This window comes from Blautia sp. AM42-2 (assembly GCF_003480245.1).
GTDB lineage: Bacteria > Bacillota > Clostridia > Lachnospirales > Lachnospiraceae > Fusicatenibacter > Fusicatenibacter saccharivorans.
In genome coordinates, this window is the sequence record NZ_QUIM01000039.1 from 1 (window position 1) to 375 (window position 375).

Here is a 375-nt window from a genome sequence, read left to right on the forward strand (position 1 = left end):
TGCAAATTCCGGCTCATCTGACCACGCATTCCGCTAAGAGCTGATCAGTCTTTCCGGATGTAACTGAACGCGTTTCCGCTTCAGCTGATCAATAAGTTTTCAACGTGTTATAGTTCTTTCGTAGTCATCAAATGATTGCGAAAGGAGGCATAACTATGCAAGACTACAACACGATTATCGGCTCCATCCAGATGCGTTTGAATGGATGCCAGACCAGGTCCGTTATGGACCGTTACAAGATTGGCTCAGGTACATTAAATCTGATCATGAGCCGATACCATGCCAACGGAATCCCAATCGAGGAACTCCGAATGATGGCACCTAAGGAAGTTGAGAACCTTTTCTATCCGCAGAAAAATCTACAGAGGAAAGATG

The 375-nt window shown here is 45.1% G+C and carries 1 pseudogene; it reads left to right on the plus strand.

Annotation, left to right across the window (positions count from 1 at the left end):
* Nucleotides 1-155: 155 nt before the first annotated feature.
* Nucleotides 156-375, plus strand: a pseudogene (locus tag DW915_RS16225) (transposase); the annotation flags it as partial.